This is a genomic window from Streptomyces sp. NRRL WC-3626 (genome assembly GCF_000718785.1).
Classification (GTDB): domain Bacteria; phylum Actinomycetota; class Actinomycetes; order Streptomycetales; family Streptomycetaceae; genus Streptomyces; species Streptomyces edwardsiae.
Window position 1 is genome coordinate 119,029 of sequence record NZ_JOCA01000014.1, and the last position, 16,903, is coordinate 135,931.

The 16,903-nt window shown below is 73.4% G+C and carries 17 protein-coding genes; 10 read left to right on the forward strand and 7 right to left on the reverse strand.

The genetic code is table 11. The annotated features are described in order from the left end of the window. Positions 1-255 precede the first annotated feature (255 nt). Positions 256-708 carry a DUF5707 domain-containing protein gene (locus IF28_RS0121810; RefSeq protein ID WP_030223057.1) on the reverse strand — a complete coding sequence of 151 codons (453 nt, stop codon included), beginning with the start codon at positions 706-708 and terminating at the stop codon, positions 256-258. Positions 709-1,173: 465 nt separating this feature from the next. On the opposite strand from IF28_RS0121810, the gene dhaK reads away from it, so the two are divergent. From dhaK to IF28_RS0121825, 3 genes are read left to right on the forward strand one after another with little or no spacing between them, the layout of a single operon-like run. Beyond that, complete coding sequence (dhaK, locus tag IF28_RS0121815; RefSeq protein WP_030223060.1) at positions 1,174-2,166, forward strand: dihydroxyacetone kinase subunit DhaK; 993 nt, start codon at positions 1,174-1,176, stop codon at positions 2,164-2,166. 35 nt (positions 2,167-2,201) lie between these two features. Next, a complete protein-coding gene (dhaL, locus tag IF28_RS0121820; RefSeq protein WP_030223062.1) occupies positions 2,202-2,807 on the forward strand; it encodes a dihydroxyacetone kinase subunit DhaL in 606 nt (201 codons plus the stop codon). Continuing rightward, on the forward strand, positions 2,800-3,210 hold the full coding sequence (locus IF28_RS0121825; protein WP_030223065.1) for a PTS-dependent dihydroxyacetone kinase phosphotransferase subunit DhaM: 411 nt from the start codon (positions 2,800-2,802) through the stop codon (positions 3,208-3,210). The genes dhaL and IF28_RS0121825 overlap by 8 nt, the downstream gene beginning before the upstream one ends. A gap of 58 nt (positions 3,211-3,268) precedes the next feature. Here IF28_RS0121825 and IF28_RS0121830 read toward each other — a convergent pair whose 3' ends face one another. After that, complete coding sequence (locus IF28_RS0121830; protein ID WP_051713824.1) at positions 3,269-3,976, reverse strand: glycoside hydrolase family 75 protein; 708 nt, start codon at positions 3,974-3,976, stop codon at positions 3,269-3,271. A gap of 387 nt (positions 3,977-4,363) precedes the next feature. Here IF28_RS0121830 and IF28_RS0121835 point away from each other — a divergent pair, with 387 nt between their 5' ends. Both IF28_RS0121835 and IF28_RS0121840 read left to right on the forward strand, forming a co-directional pair. Beyond that, positions 4,364-5,350: a fibronectin type III domain-containing protein gene (locus IF28_RS0121835; RefSeq protein WP_030223069.1), complete on the forward strand. Its 987-nt coding sequence runs from the start codon at positions 4,364-4,366 to the stop codon at positions 5,348-5,350. Between the two features lie 169 nt (positions 5,351-5,519). Then, complete coding sequence (locus IF28_RS0121840; RefSeq protein WP_030223072.1) at positions 5,520-6,068, forward strand: hypothetical protein; 549 nt, start codon at positions 5,520-5,522, stop codon at positions 6,066-6,068. Between the two features lie 108 nt (positions 6,069-6,176). Here IF28_RS0121840 and IF28_RS0121845 read toward each other — a convergent pair whose 3' ends face one another. The 3 genes from IF28_RS0121845 to IF28_RS0121855 form a co-directional block, all read right to left on the reverse strand. Continuing rightward, a complete protein-coding gene (locus IF28_RS0121845; protein ID WP_030223075.1) occupies positions 6,177-6,728 on the reverse strand; it encodes a PadR family transcriptional regulator in 552 nt (183 codons plus the stop codon). Positions 6,729-6,751: 23 nt separating this feature from the next. After that, the gene (locus IF28_RS0121850) at positions 6,752-8,767 is read right to left on the reverse strand and encodes an NADPH-dependent 2,4-dienoyl-CoA reductase (RefSeq protein WP_030223078.1); all 2,016 of its coding nucleotides are present in this window, start codon (positions 8,765-8,767) and stop codon (positions 6,752-6,754) included. A gap of 94 nt (positions 8,768-8,861) precedes the next feature. Continuing rightward, positions 8,862-9,233 (reverse strand): hypothetical protein, encoded by a 372-nt coding sequence (locus IF28_RS0121855; RefSeq protein WP_030223081.1) that lies wholly within the window; start codon positions 9,231-9,233, stop codon positions 8,862-8,864. Positions 9,234-9,467: 234 nt separating this feature from the next. Between IF28_RS0121855 and IF28_RS0121860 the strand changes: the two genes are divergently transcribed. Then, on the forward strand, positions 9,468-11,537 hold the full coding sequence (locus IF28_RS0121860; RefSeq protein WP_030223084.1) for a SpoIIE family protein phosphatase: 2,070 nt from the start codon (positions 9,468-9,470) through the stop codon (positions 11,535-11,537). A gap of 6 nt (positions 11,538-11,543) precedes the next feature. Here IF28_RS0121860 and IF28_RS0121865 read toward each other — a convergent pair whose 3' ends face one another. Next, positions 11,544-12,356 carry a putative protein N(5)-glutamine methyltransferase gene (locus tag IF28_RS0121865; RefSeq protein ID WP_030223086.1) on the reverse strand — a complete coding sequence of 271 codons (813 nt, stop codon included), beginning with the start codon at positions 12,354-12,356 and terminating at the stop codon, positions 11,544-11,546. Between the two features lie 329 nt (positions 12,357-12,685). Between IF28_RS0121865 and IF28_RS0121870 the strand changes: the two genes are divergently transcribed. The 4 genes from IF28_RS0121870 (at position 12,686) to IF28_RS0121885 (ending at position 16,096) form a co-directional block, all read left to right on the forward strand. Then, entirely contained in the window at positions 12,686-13,291 is a 606-nt protein-coding gene (locus tag IF28_RS0121870; protein WP_030223089.1) for a sulfite oxidase-like oxidoreductase, read from the forward strand. 64 nt (positions 13,292-13,355) lie between these two features. Continuing rightward, positions 13,356-14,075, forward strand: coding sequence for a ferredoxin reductase (locus IF28_RS0121875; protein ID WP_051713830.1), 720 nt, complete (start codon positions 13,356-13,358; stop codon positions 14,073-14,075). Between the two features lie 177 nt (positions 14,076-14,252). After that, a complete protein-coding gene (locus IF28_RS0121880) occupies positions 14,253-15,221 on the forward strand; it encodes an acetylxylan esterase (RefSeq protein WP_030223093.1) in 969 nt (322 codons plus the stop codon). A gap of 122 nt (positions 15,222-15,343) precedes the next feature. After that, entirely contained in the window at positions 15,344-16,096 is a 753-nt protein-coding gene (locus IF28_RS0121885; protein ID WP_030223096.1) for a GntR family transcriptional regulator, read from the forward strand. On the opposite strand, the gene IF28_RS0121890 is transcribed toward IF28_RS0121885, so the two are convergent. Beyond that, on the reverse strand, positions 16,066-16,854 hold the full coding sequence (locus tag IF28_RS0121890) for an acyl-CoA thioesterase (RefSeq protein ID WP_078621318.1): 789 nt from the start codon (positions 16,852-16,854) through the stop codon (positions 16,066-16,068). The two genes, IF28_RS0121885 and IF28_RS0121890, sit on opposite strands and share 31 nt — an antisense overlap. Positions 16,855-16,903 lie beyond the last annotated feature (49 nt).

Genomic DNA, 16,903 nt, shown 5'->3' on the forward strand with positions numbered 1-16,903 from the left:
CCTTGTCTCCTCCGGGCCTGCGGCGGTCCGCCCCCGGCCGGATCGGCCGGACACGGGATCGGTGAACGATCATGCTCCGGAAGAGACTTCTACAGCACTGTAGTTACCCGCGCGCGACCACCCCGGCGAAACCGTGGCGCCCGGCCGGGGGTCCGCCGTTCGCACGCTCCCGTGCGCCCGCGGGCGGCGAACAGGCAGGGCGTCCCACTCGCGGTGTCGCCGACCGGCAAGAACCGCGACGCGCGGTGTTCGGGGCTATCCGGCCGTGAAGTCGGCCGCCTTCGTGTCCAGGGTGCTGGAGCCGTCGTCCGCGGTGGCCAGGACCGCTATGTGCCACAGGCCGCCGGGCGACGAGTCGGCGTCGGCGCTGGTGACGGTGACGGTGTAGGCGCAACGGGCGCTGTCCTGGCCGGAGGGCTCGCAGGTGGCGGATTCCGCCGCGGCCATGTCCTTGGCGGTCAGCTCCTGCTGGGCGAAGGAGGAGTTCTCCGGCCAGGCCAGGACCTTGACGCTCTTGACACCCGAGGACGCGGTGACGTCCGTGGTGAAGGTGAGCGAGCCGTCGCGGTCCGCGCCGGGAGCGGTGTACCGCGCGGCGCTGTCCCCCAGGGCCGGAGGCTGCTCGCCGGCGTGGGCGAGAGCGAAGGCACCGGCACCGGCCAGCACCACGACACCGGCGGCGACGGACAGAACCATACGAGGCGACATGAGAATCTCCCACACTTCATCGGCTGGACCGGGCGAAGCTCCCTGGCTGCCCTCTGCCGTCGATCATCGCCGGGCGGGACGTACGGGACATGAGCGCGGGTACTCAGCGCGGCATGAGTAAGTACCCGGTGCGGCCCCTGTGTTGACGGAATCGCCTCCCCCGGGATCCGGCGGCGGGCCGGCCGCCCGCGGAGAGGCCGACGTCCGCTCCACCGAGCGCCGCGGTGCGGCCTCACGTGACCTTCACGGCCTCAAGGTCGATACTTCTTCCATAGGGCTCCTGTCGGCACGCGGTCGACCCACCGGAGGAGATCTCGGTACCGCGCCACCGAAGTCGGCATCATGACCGCGGGAACCCGGTCACGGCCGCCGTGGACCGCCCACGATCGACCACTTCCCCTGCCCGCCCCGACCAGCGACGGCGCAGGCCCGTCACCCACCTGCCAGCTCTCCCAGGAGGCACCCATGAAGATGCTCATCAACGTCCCGGAGACCGTGGTCGCGGACGCGTTGCGCGGGATGGCCGCGGCCCATCCCGAGCTGGCGGTGGACGTGGAGAACCGGGTGATCGTACGCAAGGACGCCCCCGTCGCCGGAAAGGTGGGGCTGGTGTCCGGCGGGGGGTCCGGGCACGAACCGTTGCACGGCGGGTTCGTGGGGCCGGGGATGCTGTCGGCGGCCTGTCCCGGTGAGGTGTTCACCTCCCCGGTGCCCGACCAGATGGTGCGGGCGGCGGCGGCCGTGGACAGCGGGGCCGGGGTGCTGTTCATCGTGAAGAACTACACCGGTGACGTGCTCAACTTCGACATGGCCGCCGAGCTGGCCGAGGACGAGGGCATCCAGGTCGCGAAGGTGCTGGTGAACGACGACGTGGCGGTGACCGACAGTCTGTACACGGCCGGCCGGCGCGGCACCGGGGCGACGCTGTTCGTGGAGAAGATCGCGGGCGCGGCGGCGGACGAGGGACAGCCGCTGGAGCGGGTGGAGGCCGTCGCCCGGCAGGTCAACGAGAACTCCCGCAGTTTCGGTGTGGCGCTGAGCGCCTGCACCACGCCGGCCAAGGGCAGCCCCACCTTCGACCTTCCCGACGGGGAGCTGGAGCTGGGCATCGGCATCCACGGCGAGCCGGGCCGGGAGCGGCGGCCGATGATGACGTCCGGCGAGATCGCCGAGGCCGCCCTCGACGCGATCCTGGACGACCTCAGCCCGCGCAGCCCCGTCCTGGTCCTGGTCAACGGCATGGGCGCGACGCCTCTGCTGGAGCTGTACGGCTTCAACGCCGAGGTGCAGCGGGTGCTCGGCGAGCGCGGGGTGCCGGTGGCCCGGGTGCTGGTCGGCAACTACGTCACCTCCCTCGACATGGCGGGCGCCTCGGTCACCCTCTGCCAGGTCGACGAGGAGCTGCTGCGGCTGTGGGACGCGCCGGTGCGGACTGCGGGGCTGCGCTGGGGTATGTGAGAAACGCCGAGGCCATGACCACACGAGGAGTTTCCTTGCTCGACGCCGACTTCTTCCGCCGTTGGATGACGGTCACCGCCGCCTCCGTGGACCGTGAGGCGGAGCGGCTCACCGCGCTCGACTCACCGATCGGGGACGCCGATCACGGCAGCAACCTGCAGCGCGGCTTCCGGGCGGTGCGCGACGCGCTGGACAAGGAGCCGCCCGCCACTCCGGGGGCCGTGCTGGTCCAGGCCGGGCGGCTGCTCATCTCGACCGTGGGCGGTGCCTCCGGACCGCTCTACGGCACCCTGCTGCGCCGTACCGGAAAGGCGCTCGGGGACGCCGCCGAGGTGGACGAGGGGCAGCTGGCTCAGGCGCTGCGCGCCGGGGTGGACGCGGTACGGCAGCTCGGAGGTGCGGCGCCGGGCGACAAGACGATGATCGACGCGCTGGTGCCGGCGGTGGACGCGCTCGGCGACTCGTTCGCCGCCGCGCGGGACGCCGCCTCGGAGGGTGCCGTGGCGACGACGCCGTTGCGGGCGCGCAAGGGCAGGGCCAGCTATCTGGGTGAGCGCAGTATCGGTCACCAGGATCCGGGGGCCACCTCGGCGGCGCTGCTGATCGCCGCGCTCGTGGACGCGGAGGCCGGCGGTGAGTGACGAGAACCTGGTCGGGATCGTGCTGGTGTCGCACAGCGCCGCGGTGGCCGCGTCGGTGGCGGAGCTCGCGCAGGGTCTGGCGGGCGCGGGCGCGGCGGTCCCCGTGGCTCCGGCGGGCGGTACCGAAGGCGGTGGTCTCGGCACGAGCGCCGAGCTGATCGCCGCGGCGGCCGCGTCCGTGGACCGGGGGGCGGGGGTGGCCGTGCTGACCGATCTGGGCAGCGCCGTGCTCACCGTGAAGGCGCTGCTCGCCGAGGGCGACGAACTGCCCGAGCCCACCAGGCTGGTGGACGCGCCGTTCGTGGAGGGCGCGGTGGCCGCGGTGGTCACGGCCTCCACGGGCGCGGACCTGGCGGCGGTGGAGGCGGCGGCCGTGGAGGCGTACACGTACCGGAAGGTGTGAGGGGCGGGGGCCGCCCGGGGCGGGACCGGCCCGGTTCCGCCTGCTTCCGCCGGCCGCCTCAGCCCGGGTCGTTCACGAACCGCCGGGCGAGGCGCTTGCCTTCCTTGACCACGGCCGCGTGGTCCTCGATGGGCGTCGCCCGGCTGTTCTCGAACACGATGTAGGTGACGCCCGACGGGGTGCCTCCGGCGCGCGGGTCGGGGTCGACACCGAGCGACTCGGCCAGGGCGTAGGAGCCTTCGCCGATGATGCCGGCGGGTCCGGTGTCGCCGACGACCGCGTACCGCACCCGGTCGCGGTACACGACCGCCGCGACCGATCCGCCGCGTACGCCGTGGGCCCAGTAGTTCCACCGCTCGCTGGGGGCGGGCACCACCACATAGGGCGTCTTCTCGGAGCTCAGCGGGCGGCCGTCGGACTGCGCGAAGGCCGTGGAGCCGGAGAAGTACGGGTCGGTGCGGGCGTTGCAGTGGCGGCCGGGGCGTCCGTCGCAGTCGATGTCCATGTCCGCCTTCCAGAACACGGCACCGCGCGTGCCGCACACCGGGACGGTGGCCTTGGCGCCCTGGTCCTTGCGGTAGCGGCCGTGGGAGACGGGGGTGCAGCCGCGCACCCCGGCCAGCAGGTCGGCGGCGGTGACGGGGGCGGCGCGCCGGGCCACCGGTGCGCTGCGGGGCGGGGGCTCGGGGACGGGGACAGGGAGCGCGGAGGGAGCCAGCAGGGCGGCTCCGGCCACGGCCAGGGTGAGCGAGGGGACTGGGGACACGGTCGAGGGGGCCTCTCGTCGGGGACGGGGACGCGCACCCACGGCACTTTGCACCATTCAGTACCGATTTTGTAACACTGCGGCCTCGGCTTGGGCCGGACGGCGCAGGCTCGCACCAGCGGCCACCACAGGGGCCGGGGACCCGGGCCCATGTCGGCCCGGGCCGTCCGGCCACCCGCACCGGCGCGGGATCTGCGACGACAGCGGTCCGCGCCACGACCCCGAACTCGCCTCTCCTGAAGGGCGGTTCGGGCCGTTCACGGCTTCAGCATACGTAACGCGGGCCGGCGCTCCGTCCGCACCCACCCTCTTGATGTGGCCGCGTCAGCCGGTCATATTGGTACGGACCATTACCGGATGTTCCGTGCCGAGCCGGGAGGCAGAGTCGTGCGTGGCGTTCCCTCCGCCGTGTTCCCGCGTCGCCTTCTCGCGACCGCCGGGGCCCTGCTGCTGCTCGCCTCCTGCCGCTCGGGCGGCACGGACGACGCCGGGGCCGGTGAACGCGTGCCCGGGGCGCCGACCGGTGTCACGGCCGAGGCAGGCAGCGCCACCAGCGTGCATGTCATGTGGAACACGGTCGCCGCCGAGGTGAGTCGTTACGAGGTGTATCGGGGCACCACCAAAATCAGGGAAGTGCCCGGTTCCGAGCACATGGTGGATGTCCCCAGGCTCCGGCCCGCGACCACCTATGTGTTCACCATCCGGGCCCGGGACGCGGACGGGCGGCTCGGGCCGCGCAGCGAGGAGGTGCGGGCGACCACACCCGAGGCCGCCCCGGCGGACACCACCGCCCCCACTCCGCCCGGCGGGCTGCACGGCCGGGCGGCGGGAGGCCGGGCGGCCCAGTTGTCCTGGTCCGCCGCACGGGACGACCAGGGTGTGGTGTCGTACAACATCTTCCAGGGCGGAACGAAGATCCACAGTGTGGGCGGCGGCCAGACCGCCACCGTGGTGACGGGACTGCGGCCGGGCACCCGCTACTCCTTCACCGTCCGGGCCCGGGACGCGGCCGGCAACCTCTCCCCCGCCGGCGCCGCGGTCCGTCTCACCACCGGCGGCGACGCGGACGGCCGGGCCACCGCGCCCACCGGCTTCCGGGCCGCGGCCGAACTCTCCGACGGCGCCCACTACCTGGTGCTCACCTGGGTGCCGCCGCGCGTCGACGGCGTCGTCACCGAGTACGAGGTGCGGCTGGACGGCAAGGTCGCCACGTCGCTCGTCTACGGCGGTGACGCCCCGCGCGACCGGGCGACGTACCGTTTCTACGCCGGCCGGGAGGACGGGATCACCCACCGGGTGCGGATCCGGGCGAAGCTGCCGGACGGGACCTGGGGCGGCCTCTCCGCGGAACGCACGGTGACGACGGGCCGCTGACGGGGTCCCACGAGGTCGACCACCAGGGGGAACGCGTCACCTGCCCGGCGGCGACCGGAGTGCGCGCCGGTGCGGGGGCCCGTTGGCTTGGCTCGTGGCAGCACGGGCGCTCCCCGACTAGGCGGCGCAAGGGATGTACCGCCGGCCGTGCCGCCGGAAAGCAGTCGACATGCGCATCTCGAAGCCACTGCTTCGCTCCGGTCCGGCAGCGGCTGCCGCCGCCGCCCTCGCACTGACCCTGGCCGGACCCGCCGTCGCGGCCGGGATCTCCGTCAGCACCACCGGGTCGACCGTCTCGGTCGTCACCAGTGCGTGCACCCAGGTCAACGGCCAATGGGGCACCGCCTCGCTGCTCGGCGGCGGCCAGGGAAGCTTCTCGCAGGGCCGTCAGGTGGCGTTGTCGGGGAGCGCTTCGGGGCAGTCGGCCGCCTGGTCGAACGTCAGTCCGGGCACCTACACGGTGGTCGTGCTGTGCGCCGACGGCAGCACGGCGGGCACGCAGTCCGTCGTCGTCTCCACGGCGCCCGGTCCCACGACGCCCGGTTCCACGGTGACTCCGACGTCCTCGCCGACCCTCGGGGTGATGGGCGGCCTCGGCGGCGGTACGACGGACTACGGCACGGTCACGCTGGTGGCGGGCGGCGCGCTGGTCGGCACGGGAATCGCCGCCACCGCCTGGTATCTGCTGCGCCGCCGCGACCGGCCGCAGCACCTGTAGGGGCCCGGGGCCCGGCCCGTCCCGCATGACACCCCCAGACCGGCGCCGGCCGCCCTCGTATCCGACGCGCTCCGGGCGGGCGGCCGGCGTCGACTCCCCCGCCGGGGGTCACTCCCGCGTGGTGTCCGGCAGCCGGGCGAACTCGGACAGGGCGTGGTCGAGCCACTGGGTCCAGAAGGTCTCCAGGTCGATCCCGGCCCGCAGCACCAGATGCCGCAGCCGGTCCTCCGGTCCGTCCTTGCCGGGCGGGAAGTCGCGCCGCTCGATCTCCCGGTACTCCGCCAACTGGAGTGCGTGCAGCTCCCGGTGGCGCCGCAGATCCGCCTCCAGGCCGTCGGTGCCGACCACGGCCGCCGCCCGCAGCCGCAGCAGCATCGCGTCGCGGTGCGGCTTGGGGTCCTGGGACGCGGAGGTCCAGCGGGCCAGTTCCGCGCGCCCGGCCGGCAGTACCTCGTACGCCTTCTTCTGCCCCCGGGCCGGCTGCTCGGAGGGGAGGGCCCTGATCAGGCCCTCCGCCTCGAGTCTGCCCAGCTCGCGATAGATCTGCTGGTGCGTCGCGGACCAGAAGTAGCCGATCGACCGGTCGAACCGGCGGGTCAGCTCCAGCCCGGACGACGGCCTTTCGAGCAGGGCGGTGAGGATCGCGTGCGGGAGTGACATGCCGCTCATCCTAGGGACGGGTGCTACAGGGCCGCCGCCAGCTCCGTGCCCTGCTTGACGGCCCGCTTGGCGTCCAGTTCGGCGGCCACGTCGGCGCCGCCGATCAGGTGGACGGGGCGTCCGGCGGCGACCAGCTCGTCGTACAGGTCACGGCGCGGCTCCTGCCCGGTGCACAGGACGATCGTGTCGACCTCGAGGACGCTGCTCTCGCCGTCGACGGTGACATGCAGTCCGGCGTCGTCGATCCGGTCGTAGCGCACGCCCGGGACCATGGTGACGCCGCGGTGCTTGAGTTCGGTGCGGTGGATCCAGCCGGTGGTCCTGCCGAGACCTGCGCCCACCTTGGACGTCTTGCGCTGGAGCAGGTGGACGGTGCGCGGCGGGGCGGGACGCTCGGGTGCGGCGAGGCCGCCGGGAGCGCGGTAGTCGAGGTCGACGCCCCACTGGCGGAAGTAGGTCTCGGGGTTCTCGTGCGCCTTGTCGCCGCCGTCGGTGAGGAACTCGGCGACGTCGAAGCCGATGCCGCCCGCGCCGAGGATCGCCACCCGGTCGCCGACGGGGGCTCCGTCGCGGAGCACGTCGAGGTAGCCGAGGACGCTGCTGTGGTCGGCGCCGGGGATGTCGGGGACGCGCGGGGTGACTCCGGTGGCGACGACGACCTCGTCGTGTCCGCTCACGTCGTCGGCACTGACGCGGGTGTCGAGGCGTACGTCGACGGCGAGTTCGGCGAGGCGGGTGCGGAAGTAGCGCAGGGTCTCGTCGAATTCCTGCTTGCCGGGGACCTTGCGGGCGACGTTGAGCTGGCCGCCGATCTCGCTCGCGGCGTCGAACAGGGTGACGTCGTGGCCGCGTTCGGCGGCGCTGACGGCGCAGGCGAGGCCCGCCGGGCCCGCGCCGACGACGGCGACGCGCTTGCGGCGGCGGGTCGGGGAGAGGACCAGCTCGGTCTCGTGGCAGGCGCGCGGGTTGACCAGGCAGGAGGTGATCTGCCCGCTGAAGGTGTGGTCGAGGCAGGCCTGGTTGCAGCCGATGCAGGTGTTGATCGCCTCCGGGCGGCCGTCGGCGGCCTTGGCGACGAAGTCGGGGTCGGCGAGCATGGGGCGGGCCATCGACACCATGTCCGCCGTGCCGTCGGCGAGCAGCCGCTCGGCGAGGTCGGGGGTGTTGATGCGGTTCGTCGTGACGAGCGGGACCGACACCTCGCCCATGAGGCGCTTGGTCACCCAGCTGTACGCGCCCCGGGGCACGGAGGTGGCGATGGTGGGGATGCGGGCCTCGTGCCACCCGATACCGGTGTTGATGATCGTCGCTCCGGCGGCCTCGACGGCCTTGGCGAGGGTGATCACCTCGTCCAGCGTGGAGCCGCCGGGCACCAGGTCGAGCATGGAGAGGCGGTAGACCACGATGAAGTCGTCGCCGACGGCCTCGCGCACCCGGCGGACGATCTCGACGGGGAAGCGCGTGCGGTTCTCGTAGGAGCCGCCCCAGCGGTCGGTGCGGTGGTTGGTCTGCCGGGCGATGAACTCGTTGATCAGATAGCCCTCGGAGCCCATGATCTCGACGCCGTCGTAGCCGGCCTCCCGGGCGAGGCGGGCGGCGCGCGCGTAGTCGTCGACGGTGCGCTCCACCTCGGCGTCGGTGAGCTCGCGGGGCCGGAAGGGGCTGATCGGTGCCTGGAGGGGGCTGGGGGCGACCAGGTCCTTGTGGTAGGCGTACCGGCCGAAGTGCAGGATCTGCATCGCGATGCGCCCGCCCTCGCGGTGCACGGCGGCGGTGATCTCCTCGTGCCGGCCGGCCTCGGCCGCGGTGGTGAGCTTCGCGCCGCCCTCGTAGGGCCGCCCCTCGTCGTTGGGGGCGATGCCGCCGGTGACGATGAGGCCCACTCCGCCGCGGGCGCGGGCGGCGTAGAACTCGGCCATGCGGGTGAAGCCGCCCTCGGCCTCCTCCAGACCGACGTGCATGGAGCCCATGAGGACCCGGTTGGGCAGGGTGGTGAAGCCCAGGTCGAGGGGGCTCAGCAGGTGGGGGTAACGGCTCATCGGGCCCTCCGTGCGCGGTGTCGTGCCTGTATTTGTAGGGCACGCGCACCGGGTTATGCAACTAGTTGCATAAGAGACGGAGGGCACACGGGCGTCACCGGCTTTCGAGTCGTACGTGCAGCTCCTTCTCCTGGTCACCGGGGACCGTGGTCAGGTCGTGCACCGTGAACAGGGAGTCCAGGGTCGTACGGAACCGGTCGATCGCCCAGTAGCCGCCGTGCACGTCGGCGTCGACCGACGCGGCGATCCGGGCGTCCGGGCGGGCGCCCTCGCGCGCGTCGGCGACGTCGAAGGTGCCGAGCCAGACCGTCGGGCGGGTCTCGGAGAACTCCTCCGGTACGTCGTCGGCGCACCGGTCGGACGTGAAGCACGCGCACAGCGTGTCGAACACGATCCGGGCGTCGTCCTTGCTGCATCCGCTGATCTCGACCGAGACGGATTCCGGGTGCGGTCGCTCGCTGCCCATCGTGATCGCTCCTCTCATGGCCATGCCGCCCCCGCACCTCAGCAAAGCACCGGCCGCCGAAGAGCACTACCGCGCGCGGGCGCCTTCACGCGGCGTGCCCCGCGCGGGTGGGAGAAGCTGGAAGGAGACACGTGGAACGGCGGACAACCGTGCTCCCGCGCGGTGGAACGGAGAAGGCGCCGGCAGGCGGCCGGTGACGGCGGGCCGTGGGAATCGGTGAAGACGGAGCGTGGGATGAGTGCAGCGGGGTCTCCCCCGGCCGGCGGTGCCGGACCGGTGCGTCCCAGCGGGCTGCTCGATGTGCTGCGGGTGGCCTCGGTGGTCCTGGACACCGAGGGGCGGATCGTGCTGTGGAGCCCCCAGGCCGAGGAACTGTTCGGGTACGGCGCGCAGGAGGCGCTGGGCCGGTACGCCGCCCGGATCATGGTGCACGAGCGGCATCTGGACCTCGTGTCGAAGCTGTTCGCCGAGGTCATGCGCACCGGACAGAGCTGGGCCGGGGTCTTCCCGATCCGCCGCAAGGACGGCGGCACCCGCCTGGTGGAGTTCCGCAACTCACGGCTGACCGACGACCGGGGGAAGGTGTACGCCCTCGGTCTCGCGGTGGACCAGTCGACCGTGCGGCGGCTGGAGCAGGACGTGGCCCTGTCGACCCGGATCGTCGACCAGTCGCCCGTCGGGCTGGCCGTGCTGGACACCGATCTGCGCTATGTGTCGGTCAATCCGGCGCTGGAGCGGATCAACGGCACACCGGCCGAGGACCATCTGGGCCGCACGGTCCGCCAGGTGCTGCCGCTGGTGGACGCCGAGGTGCTCGAGGCGGCCGCGCACCGGGTCCTGGCGACCGGCACGCCCTTCGTCGACCGGTCCACGACCGGCCGTACCCCGGCCGATCCCGACACGGAGCACGCCTGGTCGGTGTCGCTGTACCGGCTGGAGAACTCACTGGGTACGACGCTGGGCGTCGCCGTGTCGGTGGAGGACATCACCGAGCGGTACCGGGCGAACGCCGAGGCCGAGACCGCCCGGCGGCGGCTCGCGGTGATCGCCGACGCCACCGCCCGGATCGGCACCACCCTGGACCTGGAGCGTACGGCCGGCGAGCTGGTCCACGTGGCCGTGCCGGAACTGGCCGACGAGGCCGCCGTGGACCTGCTGGACGCGGTCGTGCAGGGCCGGCGCAGCACCCTCGGGCCCGCCGAGCCGGCGGTGATGCGGGCACTGGCGGTGCGCGGGCCGCCCTCGGGCGAGGTGCTGGCGGCGGCCGATCCGCCGGGCCAGGTGGCCCGGTACGCGCCGGACCGGCTGATCACCGAGTGCGTACGCACCGGGCTGCCGGTGATGGTGCCGAGGGCGAAGGACGAGGACCTGGCCCGGATCGCCCGCGGCCCGGAGGCGGCCGCACTGCTGGCGCGGGCGGGCGTGCACTCGTATCTGGCCGTACCGCTGATCGCGCGCGGAGAGGTGCTGGGCACCCTCGATCTGACCCGCACGCGCAACCCCCGCCCCTTCGACGAGGACGATCTGCTGCTGGCGCGGGAGCTGGCCTCCCGCGCGGCGATGCAGATCGACAACGCCCGCTGGTACCAGAACGCCCGCGACACCGCCCTCACCCTGCAGCGCAGCCTGCTGCCGAGCCATCCGCCGGTGACGCGCGGACTCGAGGTCGCCTCCCGCTACCAGCCGGCGGGCGCCACCAGTGAGGTCGGCGGTGACTGGTTCGACGTGATCCCGCTGGAGGGCGGCCGGACGGCGCTCGTCGTGGGGGACGTGATGGGCAGCGGCATCGCCGCCGCGGCCACCATGGGGCGGCTGCGCACGGCGACCCGCACCCTCGCCTCCCTCGCCCTGGATCCGGCCGTCCTGCTGGAGCACCTCGACCGGATCACCGCCGACCTGGACCAGGCGATCGCCACCTGTGTGTACGTCGTCCACGATGCCTGCGAGCGGATGTGCGCGATCGCCAACGCCGGACATCTGCCGCCGGCCCGGCTGCGGCCCGGTCACGCACCCGAACTGCTCGAGCTGCCCACCGGGGTGCCGCTGGGCGTGGGCGGGGTCGGCTTCTCCACCACCGAGGTCGAGCTGGAGCCGGGGGACCGGCTGGTGCTCTACACGGACGGTCTCGTCGAGACGCGCCGGCATCCGCTGGACGAGCGCCTGGACCGGCTGCTGGCCCTGCTGGACCACCCCGGCGACTCCCTGGAGGAGCTCTGCGACCTGCTGCTGCGCACCCTGCACGAACCCGACAACTCCGACGACGTGGCCCTGCTCATCGCCCGCGCGACACTCCCGGCCGACTGAGCGGTCCTACGACGGTGCCGCGCCGATCACGACATGGGCGTGCCCCTCGTCGGAGGCGGCCAGCCGGGTGCGCAGTCCGGCGGCGGTGAAGGCGGCGACGGCGGCCGGGGCCTGGCGGCTGCCGGTCTCCACCAGGAGGCAGCCGCCGGGCGCGAGCCAGCCGGGGGCCTCGGCGGCGACCCTGCGCAGCACGTCGAGGCCGTCCGCGCCGCCGTCGAGCGCGACCAGCGGCTCGTGGTCGCGGGCCTCCGCGGGCAGCAGGCCGATCTCGTCGCTGGGCACGTACGGCACATTGGCGGCGAGGATGCCGACGCGGCCGCGCAGCCCGTCGGGAAGCGCCGTGAACAGGTCGCCGGTGTGGACCTGCCCGCCGAGCGCGGCGATGTTGCGTCGGGCACAGCGCACGGCGGCCGGGTCGATGTCGGCGGCGTGCAGTTCGACCGCGCCGAGCGCGGCGGCCAGGGCGGCGCCGACGGCGCCGGAGCCGCAGCACAGGTCGACGACGACACGCGCGGCGGGCGCCTGGGCGAGCGCCTGGTCGACGAGGAACTCGGTACGGCGGCGGGGGACGAAGACACCGGGTTCGACGATGATGCGCCGGCCGTGGAACTCCGCCCAGCCGACGACGAGTTCGAGGGGCAGTCCGGCCGCCCGGCGTTCGGTCATCGCGGCGACGTCCCGCGGGGCGACCGCGGCGGAGAAGATCATCTCGGCTTCGTCCTCGGCGAAGACGCAGCCGGCGGCGCGGAGCGCGGCCACGACGTCGTCACGGGACGGCGGGGGCGGGACGGTGGAGGAAGAGGGGGACTGGGACGGCATGTGCGGCAAGAGCCTGGGCCTTTCGGGAGCCGAAGGGCGCTCTCGCGGTCACCTACAGCCGGTGGCCCGCGTCGCTTCGAGGTGAGAGCACCCGATCTGACACAGCGGTGATGGGTCTCACCTCCAGGACGTCCACCGGCCGGGACGGTCCGCGGCCGGAGGCACACAGTACCCGACGATCACCGGTGGCCGTACGGCGTTTTCGCGCCTCGGGCGACCGGGGCCGCGCAGGCCGCCGTGACCGGTCCGGTGACGCGCCGGCCGGGGTCACCGCGTACGGTTGAACACGGAAACACATGAGCACCCGTCGCAACGGAATCACCGATCACGTGAACATCACCCGAGGCTTCACCGGCCGCCCTCGCGTGCACGACCCCGGACTGCCGCCGGGGCAGTACGACGCGGGCGACGACTGGCCCGTCCTGTCCGCGGAGGTCACGCCCGACCTCGCGCCCGCCGACTGGTCCTTCCGGATCGACGGGCTGGTGGCCGAGCCCCGCACCTGGGACTGGGAGCAGGCGCACGCGCTGCCTGCCTCGTCGTACCAGGGCGCCATCCACTGTGTGACCAGCTGGTCGAAGTTCGGGGTGCGGTTCGGCGGCGTCTCGCTGGACGCGTTCCTCCATGGGGTCCGGCCCCATGGGTCGGCAACACATGTGGTCGCGTATGCGCACACCGGTTACACCGCCAATCTGCCGCTCGCGGACGTGACCGGCGGCCGGGCGTGGATCGTCTGGGAGTACGACGGCCGGCCGCTGCCCGCCGAGCACGGCGGCCCGGCGCGGCTGATCGTGCCGCATCTGTACTTCTGGAAGAGCGTCAAGTGGATCGCGGGGCTGCGGCTCCTCGACCACGACGAGCCGGGCTTCTGGGAGGGCAACGGCTATCACGAGCGGGGCAATCCCTGGGAGGAGCAGCGGTACTCCGGTGACTGAGCAGATCTCGGGGCGCACGCCCCGGCGGACACCGGAGCGTTTCGCTCCGCCGACGCGCTTCGCGGTGCCCGGACGGATCGGCGTGAACGAGCGGACGGCGTCCGTGTGGCGCACGGCGACACTGACCGGGATCCGTCCCGAGACCCCGCGCGCGACGACCTTCCGCTTCGCGGTACCGGGCTGGCCGGGGCATGTTCCCGGGCAGCATCTGCTGCTGCGGCTGACGGCCGAGGACGGGTATGTGGCCCAGCGCCACTACTCGATCGCGTCGGCGCCGGACGACTCCGGGCACATCGAGCTGACCCTGGACCGGGTCGAGGACGGCGAGGTCTCCGGCTGGTTCCACACGGTGGCCCGCCCGGGTGACCGGATCGAGATGCGCGGCCCGCTCAGCGGCTTCTTCGCCTGGCCGGGCGACCGGCCCGCACTGCTGCTGGGCGCGGGCTCCGGCGTGGTCCCGCTGATGTCGATGGTGCGGCACCACCGGGCCCGGGACATGCGGCTACCGCTGCGCCTGCTGGTGTCGGCGCGCGGACCCGAGGACCTGATCTACGCGCGCGAGTACGGCGCGGAGACCACCGCGGTGTTCACGCGGAGCGCCCCGGAGGGTGTGGCCGTGGGACGTATGACGGCCGCTCATGTGGCGCCCTTCCTGGCCAAGCAGCCTCCGAGTGGGTGGGAGGCCTATGTGTGCGGTTCCAACTCCTTCGCGGAGCACGCCTCCAGGCTGCTGGTGGCGGCCGGCCAGCCGGTGGAACGGATCCGGATCGAACGCTTCGGCTGACGGGCCACGGCCGGGCGGCCCGGCCGCCCGTTGCCGGACCTCCCGGAACCCGGGGCTCTGAGAAATCGCTTTCCATACCTTTGACCTGGCGTTTCGCCCGTAACCTCTGGCGGGCTCGCCGGTGATCCACGTACGGTGTCATCGCTTCGCACTGTCTCTTCACGAAGGCGGTTCCTGATGGCCCTGTTCGACCTCCCCCTCGACGAGTTGCGCGAGTACCTCAGCGCGTCCACCGCGCCCGAGGACTTCGACGCGTTCTGGTCCGGGACGCTCGAGGAGGCGCGCTCGTACGACCTGGACGCCCGTTTCGAGCCGGTCGACGCGGGGCTGACCACGGTGCGGGTCTTCGACGTGACGTTCGCCGGATTCGGCGGTCACCCCGTCAAGGGCTGGCTGACGCTGCCCGCGAACGCGGAGGAGCCGCTGCCGCTGGTGGTGGAGTTCATCGGCTACGGCGGCGGCCGCGGGCTGCCGCACGAGCATCTGCTGTGGGCGTCCACGGGCCGGGCCCACTTCGTGATGGACACCAGGGGCCAGGGCAGCGCCTGGGGCGCCGGCGGTGGCACCGCCGACCCGGTGGGCGGCGCTCCCGCGTACCCCGGTTTCATGACGCGTGGCATCGACGCCCCGGAGAACTACTACTACCGCCGGGTGTTCACGGACGCCGTACGGGCGGTGGAGGCGGCGCGCTCGCATCCGCTGACCGACGCGAGCCGCACGGTCGCCGTGGGCGCCAGCCAGGGCGGCGGCATCGCCCTCGCGGTCGGCGGTCTGGTCCCGGACCTGGCGGGTGTCGCGCCCGACGTGCCGTTCCTGTGCGACTTCCCGCGCGCGACGACGCTCACCGACCGGAACCCGTACCGGGAGATCGGCAACTACCTCAAGACGCACCGCGGCCGCTTCACGGACGTGCTGGGCACGCTGTCCTACTTCGACGGGGTGCACTTCGCCGCCCGCGGCCGTGCCCCCGCCCTGTTCTCGACGGCCCTGGAGGACCAGACCTGCCCGCCCTCGACGGTGTTCGGGGCGTTCAACGCCTGGGCGCACGAGGACAAGGAGATCGAGGTGTACGACTTCAACGACCACGAGGGCGGCGGCCCGTTCCAGCAGGCGGCCAAGCTGCGCTGGATGCGTTCCCACGGCTGAGGGGAGCGTACGGTTCCGGCCGAACTGCCCGGCCGCCCTTCCCTGCTGGTGTAGACCAATGCTAGATGTGGTGGCGCAACGAGCCCGCACGGCTACGGACCGTCATCAACAGGAGGCGCGGCATGGCCCGCACCACCCCGCACCACCATCCGCTCACCGAAGGGGAACCGCTCTACCGGAGGATCGCGACGGAGCTGCTCGGCGAACTGCGCGACGGGGCCATCCCGCCCGGTGAACGCCTCCCCGGCGAGCGGCGGCTGGCCGAGCACTTCGAGGTCAGCCGGGAGACCGTACGGCAGGCGCTGGAGGTGCTGCGCCGCGACGGACTCCTCGCCACGGACCGGCGGGGCAGCCACGCCACGCTGCCCGGCCGGCCGACCACGTCCGTGGAGGCGCCGGCCTGGTCCGGTTTCCCGCTGGGCGCCCGGTGTGCCGGGCGGGGTGCGGTGGCCCGGGCCACCGTGGCCTGGGAGGCTCCGCCGTCCGGGCACGCCGAGGCCCTGGGCGTGGCTCCGGCCCGGCCGACGCTGGTGCACCGGTACTGGTCGGCGTCGGCCGACGGGCGGGAGCTGCGGGCGGCGGTGACCTCGTTCTCCGCCGTGGCGCTCGCGGAGGTCGAGGAGCTGGGCCGCTACCGCGACCGCGCCGACGGCACCGGCGCGGCGGAGCTGCGGCGGGCCTACGACTGGATGCGCCGGGCGGGTCTGACCCTGCATCACCGGGACACGATCACACGGATCGCGGGGGCGCCGTCGGTGCGGGTCATCCGGCGGGTGCACGACCAGCACGCACGCCCGCTGGAGATCACCGAGCTGGTGATGGACGCCCAGGAGGACGTCCTGGTCTACGAGTTCACGGTGCCGGCCGCGGTCTGACCGGCCGCCTCCCGTACGACGCGGGCCTGGCGGGCGGTGGCCAGGAGCCGCCGGTCCGCCGACCACACCGCACTGTCGTCGACCGCCCAGCCGCCGCCCGCGTGCTCGGTGCGGATGCGTACGAGCGTCCAGCCCTCCAGGACTCCTTCGCCGAGGGCGTCGGTGAAGTGGACGGTCAGTTCGGCGGTGGGCACCGGGCGCGGGGCGCGCCAGCGGGCGTAGAGGGCGGGCGGGAGGACGTCGGCCAGGGTGGTGACCGCGGCGGCGTCCAGGGTACGGCCGTCGCGGAACCGCACCCAGGCGACGAGTTCGGCGCGCGGGCCGCCGGAGAGGGGGCGGTCGGCGGTGGCCGGGCGTATGTCCAGCTGCCGGGCGAAGGGGGCGAGTTCGGCCGGCAGTTCCAGCGCGGGACAGTCGTCCGGGCCGGGCACGTCCGGGGCGGGGAGGCCCAAGTGCGCGGGGCCGGTGCGCGCCGGGCCGAACAGCGCCGAGCCCATGACGACCGGCTCGCCGTCCTGGTGGCCGGTGAACAGACAGGTGGCGGTACGCCGGCCGGCCATGGGCCCGGTGCCCGAGAAGCGCAGCGGACCGGCGCCGACCGGGGCGAGGAAGTGCGTGGTCAGCGTGCGCACCGGCCGGTCCCCGCCCGTGAACCTGTCCCGTACGGCGGTCAGCGCGGCGCCGGCGACCCAGCCGCCGTGCGCTCCTTCCCAGGACCGCCACAGTGGATCGACACGGGTCTCGTCAGACGAAGTCATGGTCACGTGACCCACCCTAGCCAGGCAGGTTGGAAAATCCAACGGACTG

Excerpts from the sequence above, each read along its gene's own strand:
- IF28_RS0121810 (WP_030223057.1), bottom strand. The coding sequence starts at position 708 with ATGTCGCCTCGTATGGTTCTGTCCGTCGCCGCCGGTGTCGTGGTGCTG.
- dhaK (WP_030223060.1), top strand. The coding sequence starts at position 1,174 with ATGAAGATGCTCATCAACGTCCCGGAGACCGTGGTCGCGGACGCGTTG.
- IF28_RS0121840 (WP_030223072.1), top strand. The coding sequence starts at position 5,520 with ATGCGCATCTCGAAGCCACTGCTTCGCTCCGGTCCGGCAGCGGCTGCC.
- IF28_RS0121845 (WP_030223075.1), bottom strand. The coding sequence starts at position 6,728 with ATGTCACTCCCGCACGCGATCCTCACCGCCCTGCTCGAAAGGCCGTCG.
- IF28_RS0121850 (WP_030223078.1), bottom strand. The coding sequence starts at position 8,767 with ATGAGCCGTTACCCCCACCTGCTGAGCCCCCTCGACCTGGGCTTCACC.
- IF28_RS0121855 (WP_030223081.1), bottom strand. The coding sequence starts at position 9,233 with ATGGGCAGCGAGCGACCGCACCCGGAATCCGTCTCGGTCGAGATCAGC.
- IF28_RS0121860 (WP_030223084.1), top strand. The coding sequence starts at position 9,468 with ATGAGTGCAGCGGGGTCTCCCCCGGCCGGCGGTGCCGGACCGGTGCGT.
- IF28_RS0121865 (WP_030223086.1), bottom strand. The coding sequence starts at position 12,356 with ATGCCGTCCCAGTCCCCCTCTTCCTCCACCGTCCCGCCCCCGCCGTCC.
- IF28_RS0121880 (WP_030223093.1), top strand. The coding sequence starts at position 14,253 with ATGGCCCTGTTCGACCTCCCCCTCGACGAGTTGCGCGAGTACCTCAGC.
- IF28_RS0121885 (WP_030223096.1), top strand. The coding sequence starts at position 15,344 with ATGGCCCGCACCACCCCGCACCACCATCCGCTCACCGAAGGGGAACCG.
- IF28_RS0121890 (WP_078621318.1), bottom strand. The coding sequence starts at position 16,854 with ATGACTTCGTCTGACGAGACCCGTGTCGATCCACTGTGGCGGTCCTGG.